This window comes from Streptomyces sp. NPDC045956 (assembly GCF_056430705.1).
The window spans coordinates 523,497-530,037 of the sequence record NZ_JBWKKZ010000005.1 but is presented as its reverse complement, the minus strand read 5'-3'; the positions used below and the strand labels follow the sequence as shown (position 1 = coordinate 530,037).

Sequence of the window (6,541 nt, the reverse complement as noted above, 5' to 3'; positions counted from 1 at the left end):
GTTCTGGCCGTGAGGGCGGGGGTGTGCTGGTCGGCGTGTGCGGTCGTCGAGGTCAGTGCCAGGGCCAGACCGCCCAGCACCGCCACCACGACACCCGTGTGTCTGTTGCCCACCTGTCGCACTGCAACCTCCCGTGTCGTGTGACCAGCCGGTGGAGCGGAGCGGGGAACGGTCGTCGCGTCGTCGCGGACCGGTGGCGGCCTCGTAAAGGGCCGCCACCGGTCCCTGTCCGGTCAGGAGGAGGGCGTGGAAACGGCCCGGAGCACCGCGGTGGCCAGGGCCGTGGGAGCGCCGGACGCCTTCACGGGGTACCGGTCGCGCCGCTGGTTCCAGTCGTTCTCCAGGGCGAACCAGTCGATGGCGGCCGGTGGACGGCCGGTGACCAGAGCGGTGTCGAGCGAGTCGAGGTACGTGGTCCAGCGCATCGCGTAGAAGTCGGAGACCAGTCCGGACCATTCCCGGTTGGCGTAGTCCCGCAGGCCGCCCGAGTCGCTGCCGGAGCGGTGCCCCCAGGTGGTGAGGATCGAGCGTGCGTCGAACTCGGCAGCGGCCTTCTCCGCCCCCGTACGGCCCCATGACTTCGCGTCCTCCAGCCACGGGCCGAGGAGGAAGCGGGTGTCCGTGGCGAGCAGCCGGTCCAGCAGCGTCAGGCTCCTCTTCCACTCGGCGGCACGCTCCCGGAAGCGGGGCAGGTCCTCGGCGTCGTAGGCGGTTTTGATCCGCGGGAGCAGGGTCCGGCTGTGGTTGGCCAGGACCTGGCGGGCGACGTCGACCAGGTCGAAGCGGTAGGCGTCGGTCGTACGCAGGGCCGGTGCGACCCGCAGCAGCTCGGCCAGCGCCCGGCGTACCGTGTCCGGGTCGTACCTCATCGCGCCGGGACTCCAGCTCGCCGCGTTGGTGGCCGTGAGCCGGGGCCGCGCGGTGAACAGGCTGTCCTGCGACTCGCTCCACGTCCCGGACGGGGTGCTGTACGGGCCGGCGCGCAGCAGCTCCCACGCCGCACGCGCGTGCGGGTCGGCACCGCCGTAGCGGCGTTCCGCGTACCCGGCGAACCACTTCCGCTGGTCCACGGGTTCCGACCGCCAGGCCAGCTCGGTGAACAGCTCGTAGGCGACGGGGTTGCCGCCGGTGCCCTCCGGCATGTAGGCGATGCCTGCGAGCGCGCTCCCCGCCTTGGTGCGCCACTGTTCGAACCGCTCGGTCCAGACGGCGGTGTTGGCACCCATGGTCGTGTGTCCGCCGAAGTTCGGGATGGTGCCGAAGGCGTAGGGCGCGCCGTGCCAGGCGGCTTCGCGGTCGAGGCCGTCGTAGCGGTCGGACAGACCGTCGACGATGAGCAGCCTGCGCTTGTCGACGGCGTCGATGATCTGCGTCGACGGGTTGTTCTGCCAGCCGATCAGCGTCCACACGGCGCCGGGGCGGGCGGTCTGGAGGGCCTTCATCACGGCTTGCGCGGCGTCCCGCACGGGCACGTTCCCGGGCCGTCCGCCCTCGTGCAGCAGATCCATCTTGTACATCGTCGAGACACCGAACAGCTTCCGCTGGTGGCGGTAGAACGAGGCGGCCACCTTCGGGAACACCGCGCTGCGCGGGTCGAGCCAGTCGGGCCGCTCGAATCCGACCCAGTCGCCCTGCGGGACGACCGGACCGGTGGGATTGCGCTCGGTGAAACCCGGGGGCACGGTGCCGTAGTAGCCGGGCAGTACGGGCGTCATGCCGAGCTCGCGCAGCCGGTCCGCGATCCGGCGGCCGAGGTCCGCGCGGTCCCGGAGCAGGCGCTCGGAGACCGGGCCGCCGAAGCCGGACATGTTCTGCATCAGCCACCAGGGCTGGTGCGCCGGTCCGGGGATCCAGGACCTCAGCTCGTCCGCGGAGTAGCCGAACTCCTGGAGGGTCGCGTGGTAGACGGCGTCGGCCCCCATCTGCACGAAGACCTCGTTGACGCCGTGCAGGGCGAGGAGGTCGATCTGCTTCTCGTAGTCGGCCCAGTCGCGGTAGGCGCCGGAATAGCCGTCGTCGGTGTCGTTGAGCGCGAAGCGGTGCGGGACCGAGGCCTGTCTGCGGACGGGGGCGTCGGGGGCGGGCAGGGTGCGGGGCAGTCGGGCCGTGCTCCGGCCGGGCCAGCCGAGGTCCACGCGGGCCGTGTGCTTGAGGTACCAGTTGACGCCGCTGAGGAGCACGGCGGGACTGGTGCCCTGCACGCGTACCCGGCCGGCGCCGCCGGAGACGCCGAACCAGTCGCCGGACTCCGGGCGGTCCACGGCGACGAGGGTGAACTGCGCGGCGTGGCGCGGGAGCAGCCGGGCGAGGGCTGCCCTGGCGGGTTGGGTGGCGAAGGCCGGCTCGCCCACGGGAGCGGCCGCCGCGGGGGAGGGGACGGGCCGCAGGACCGTGGTGAGGAGGACGAGAGCGACGGCCGCGTACAGGGTGGCCCAGGGTCTGAGGCTTCTCACCGGTCACCTCTGTCCGTGTTGTCGACGGTGTGTTCGTGAATATGGAGGGCGGAGGGTCACCGGTCAAGACCGACTCTCGGCCCCCTTTGCTCCGTGCGGCGCACCCCCGTTCACACTCATCGCATTGACATGTCCTGTGCGAGTCGGGATGCTGGACAGGCCGACTTCCATCGATGTAAACGCGGTCCGTGGAAGAGGCGTCGGAACACGGAGCGGAATCGGCCGCGAACACGCAGACCCTGTGGAGCCCACCGAGGTAGGGGAACATGAAGCCTTTCCGGCACCTCCTCCGCGCCGTCGCCGCCGCCTCGTCCGGCGTCCTCGCCGTCCTGCTGCTGCTGTCGTCCGGCGGTCCCGCCCAGGCGGACCAGACCGGCCTGCGGGCCGCCGACCCCAGTGTGATCCGGGTCGGCGCCACCTACGTCTCGGTGCAGTCCGCCGGCGGTGGCATCGTGGTACGGCAGGCCGCGTCCACGGCGGCCCTGGCGTCCGCTCCCGCCCGGCAGGTCTGGTGGGACACCCGTGACCGCGGCGAGGTGTGGGCGCCCGAGATCGTGCGGGACGGGGGCCGCTACCACATCTACTTCTCGGCCGGGCGCGGCGCGGCCCACCGGATGTACGTGATCAGCTCGGCCACCGCGGACAGCGGGTACACCGCCGAGACGCGTCTGGCCCTCCCCGACGACAAGTGGGCCATCGACGGGACCCTGTTCACCTTCTCCGGGCAGCGCTGGTTCGTCTGGTCGGGCTGGGCCGGCGACACCGACGTCGAGCAGAACCTCTACATCGCGCGGATGAGCAGCCCGACCACGCCGACCGGCGCGCGGTACGTCATCTCGCAGCCGCGGGAGAGCTGGGAGCGCGTGGTGGGCAACCCGTTCATCAACGAGGGGCCCGAGCCCGTCCTGGACCCGAACGGGCAGCTGCACATCGCGTACTCGGCCAACGGGAGCTGGAGCGACCGGTACTGCCTCGCCGACCTGAGGCTGCGGGCCGGGGGTGACCCGACCTACGTGTGGGACTGGTACAAGTCCAACGGCTGCCTGTTCGGCTCCCACCGCTCCACCATGATGCCGGGCTGGGACCCCACGCTCCACGTCGACGGCCCCGGCCACCACAGCTTCGTCCTGCTGGACGGCGACATCGCCACCAGCCCGCCCGCCGGTCCCCGCTTCCCCCTGATGTTCCACGCGGTCGCGAAGGGAACGCCGTACGCCTGGGAGAACCGCCACTGGTACACCGGCACCTTCTGCTGGTGGGGCGGGACGACCTACAGCCGCTCAGGCGTTCCCGGCCCCCGCAGTGACACCGGCTGGAGCCTCAAGTTCTTCGAGTAGGACCCGGGTCGGCGCCGGCCCGTATCATCCGGAAGCCCGGTCGCTGGGACCGGCCGTCCTGGTCGGTGCGGGGAACGTCGACAGCGGGATCTCCTGGTAGGAGGCCCGGTCGTCCTGCCCGTGATCCCCGGCCATCTCGGACTTCGCCGTACTCGGCGGGCCGAGGATCAGCGGGTGCTGACCGGCCGGGTGCGCCACCGGGGCCCGTACGACGTCCGCCCGCTCGTGGCAGTGGCCGACAGCTCGTCGGTGATCCTCCGCAGGCTCCGCGCGGTGTCGGGCGTCTCCCGCGCCACCCCACCGGCCTCAGTGGGCAGGGTCGGCCATGCGCGCCCGGCACGAGTCGAGGGCCTGCGCCACGGCCCCCTGATCGTCGCCGTCCGCGGGATCGAGGAGTTCCCCGGCGCTCACCAGGGCTTCCCAGAACTCCCTGGGCCGACCACGGTCCGCCCGTGGACCGCTGCGCGCCAGTGAGCGGAAGACGTCAGCCAACTCGCCCAGGGCGAGACGGCGTGAGAGGCCCAGCGCACGGCCGCTCGCCATGCCCCCGCCGGCGCCGATCGCGGAACGCAGATGCTTCGCGATCGCCAACTCCCGCTCGTCGAGCTGCTTGGCAACGTCGAACACGCCGGACCTCTCCAGGAGCTCGCCGTACAGCTGCTCCTGGCCCGTGCCCAACTCGTTCTGCACCCGCTCCGGATCACTGCGGAGGCGCCGCAGCAACTCCGGCTCCGGGATGCCTCTCGCATGGCCGACGGCGAGCGCCGCGTCCCACCACCACCGCGTCTGCCCGGCGAGTTCGCCGCAGACCGCAGCCGGTGCCGCCCCCGCCCTCAACCGCTCCCGGGCGGCACTGGTCAGGGCCTCGACGACATCGGCTCCGGCACTCGACACCACGCCACCCCTCCCGGCCTCGCCGGACCGGCTGTCCGGCGGCGCTCATTCTTCTGTACGGACCGGGAGGGGCGCCATGACGGCGAGTCGCGTCGGACGCGGCCTAGCAACCGAGGTTGTCCCCGGGGGTGACGCCGAGCAGTTGCGTGAAGCGCTGGTAGTTGTCGATCCGGCTCTGGACCTGGGCCGGGTTCCCGCCGTCGCACTCCAGGCTGCCGTTGATGGCCCGGATCGTCTCCCCGAAGCCCGCGCCGTCGACCATGGCGTCGTGCGGTGTCATGGTGCCGGGCCCGCTTTGCGTGTTCCAGTACCACAGGCCGGTCTTCCAGGCCACGGACGCGTCGTTCTGGACCAGGTCCGGGTTGTTGAGCAGGTCGATGCCGAGGGCGTCGCCGGCGGCCTTGTAGTTGAAGTTCCAGCTGAGCTGCACGGGGCCGCGCCCGTAGTACTTGTCGTTGCCGGCCGGGCAGCCGTACGGCTGGGCCGTGTCGCAGTAGTGCGGATAGTTGGCGGTGTTCTGCTCGACGACATGGACGAGGCCGCCGGTCTCGTGACTGACGTTGGCGAGGAAGGCGGCGGCCTCCTGCTTCCTCACCGTGTCGTCGCCGGTGTTCGAGAAGCCGGGGTAGGCGCCGAGCGCGGCGGTGAGACCGCTGTAGGTGTAGAAGGAGTTCCTGTTCGGGAACATCGCGTCGAACTGCGCCTCGGTGACCACGAACCCGGCGGCGCGTGCGTCGGACTTCTCGGCGGCGGCGGTCGGTGCGAGGGTCAGGGTGCAGAGGGCGGCGGCCGCGCCGGTGGCGGCCAGCAGGGCGAACGTACGACGGTGCACGGTGGTCGACTCCTGATCGGGTGGGGGTACGGCATGCCGGGGGAGAGGGGGCGGGAGCGGGGGTGTGCTTCTGGCGCTCCCGCCCCGGCCGGGACGGTTCCGGGGACCCGGGGGCAGGGCCGCTGCCCCCGGGGCCTGCTTCACCGGATCCGTCAGCCGCCGACGTTGACGTCGATGCACGCGTAGAACGCGTTGTCGGTGTCGGCCACGTTCCACACGGCGAGCACCTTCTGCGGGCCGCTCAGGCCGCCGAAGTCCACCTGGTGGTCGACCACCGCGCCGGGCTTGGCGCCGCCGTCGTCGAACAGGGCGATCCGCTGACCTCCGACGTAGTACTCCCACGTGCTGGTGGAGTGCTGGGCGGTGAGCTTCCACGAGAACGTCGCGTTCCTGGGCACCGGTGTGACGGCCCAGCCCTTGCTGTCGTCGTCCAGCTCCGCGAAGCGGCTGTTTCCGCCGCTGCAACTGGTCAGGCCCTTGGAGCCCTCGACGCTCTGGGGCTCGTAGGTGATGTCCCCGCAGGACACGGTGCCCGCCGCGCACTGGGCCTGGCGGCTGGGCGGGTTCGAGATGTAGCCGTGGGCGCTCGCCGAGGCGGCGGGGAGGCTCACGGCGATGACGGGGGCGAGGGCCGCGCCGATCAGTACGGCGGTCTTCCTGCCTGCGTGCATGGGGAACTCCTTCAGCTCAGGCCGATCCCGGAGCACGCGCGGTCATGTGTGGGGGGTGACGCGCACGTCGGGTCCGGCCTCTCGTGAGTGGGGGGATCGAGAGACGCGAAGGTGGGCACACTCGTCGCTCCGGTCCGGAGCGCTGCCCGGACAGGGGGCAACTCTCCAAGCGGAACGGCGAGTTCTGTTGGACTAGACCATACAAGCGGCCGACATGACCGTGTCAAGGGTGTGGCGTGCGGGGGTCGGTGAGGTGTTCAGGTGCCATGGGGGCGGACGGTGCGCCCCCGAGGTGATCCGCGTGCCGGTCCGCCGCCCGACGTGCCTCGACTTGATAGGCAAGTGATGACTTGC

At 71.5% G+C, this 6,541-nt stretch carries 6 protein-coding genes; 1 reads left to right on the top strand and 5 read right to left on the bottom strand.

Annotated features, from left to right (window positions below; all coding sequences use genetic code 11):
* Positions 1-233 precede the first annotated feature (233 nt).
* Positions 234-2,453, bottom strand: coding sequence for an alpha-N-acetylglucosaminidase (locus AC07FV_RS16975; protein ID WP_479088014.1), 2,220 nt, complete (start codon positions 2,451-2,453; stop codon positions 234-236).
* A gap of 266 nt (positions 2,454-2,719) precedes the next feature.
* Between AC07FV_RS16975 and AC07FV_RS16970 the strand changes: the two genes are divergently transcribed.
* Positions 2,720-3,790, top strand: coding sequence for a glycoside hydrolase family 43 protein (locus AC07FV_RS16970; protein ID WP_479088012.1), 1,071 nt, complete (start codon positions 2,720-2,722; stop codon positions 3,788-3,790).
* A gap of 24 nt (positions 3,791-3,814) precedes the next feature.
* Here the strand turns inward: AC07FV_RS16970 and AC07FV_RS16965 are convergent, their stop codons facing one another.
* From AC07FV_RS16965 to AC07FV_RS16950, 4 genes are all read right to left on the bottom strand, one after another.
* Positions 3,815-3,988, bottom strand: coding sequence for a hypothetical protein (locus AC07FV_RS16965; protein ID WP_479088011.1), 174 nt, complete (start codon positions 3,986-3,988; stop codon positions 3,815-3,817).
* A 108-nt stretch (positions 3,989-4,096) separates the two neighbouring features.
* Positions 4,097-4,684 (bottom strand): hypothetical protein, encoded by a 588-nt coding sequence (locus AC07FV_RS16960; RefSeq protein WP_479088009.1) that lies wholly within the window; start codon positions 4,682-4,684, stop codon positions 4,097-4,099.
* 103 nt (positions 4,685-4,787) lie between these two features.
* The gene (locus AC07FV_RS16955; RefSeq protein WP_479088007.1) at positions 4,788-5,516 is read right to left on the bottom strand and encodes a chitinase; all 729 of its coding nucleotides are present in this window, start codon (positions 5,514-5,516) and stop codon (positions 4,788-4,790) included.
* A 152-nt stretch (positions 5,517-5,668) separates the two neighbouring features.
* Complete coding sequence (locus AC07FV_RS16950; RefSeq protein ID WP_479088005.1) at positions 5,669-6,187, bottom strand: lytic polysaccharide monooxygenase auxiliary activity family 9 protein; 519 nt, start codon at positions 6,185-6,187, stop codon at positions 5,669-5,671.
* Positions 6,188-6,541 lie beyond the last annotated feature (354 nt).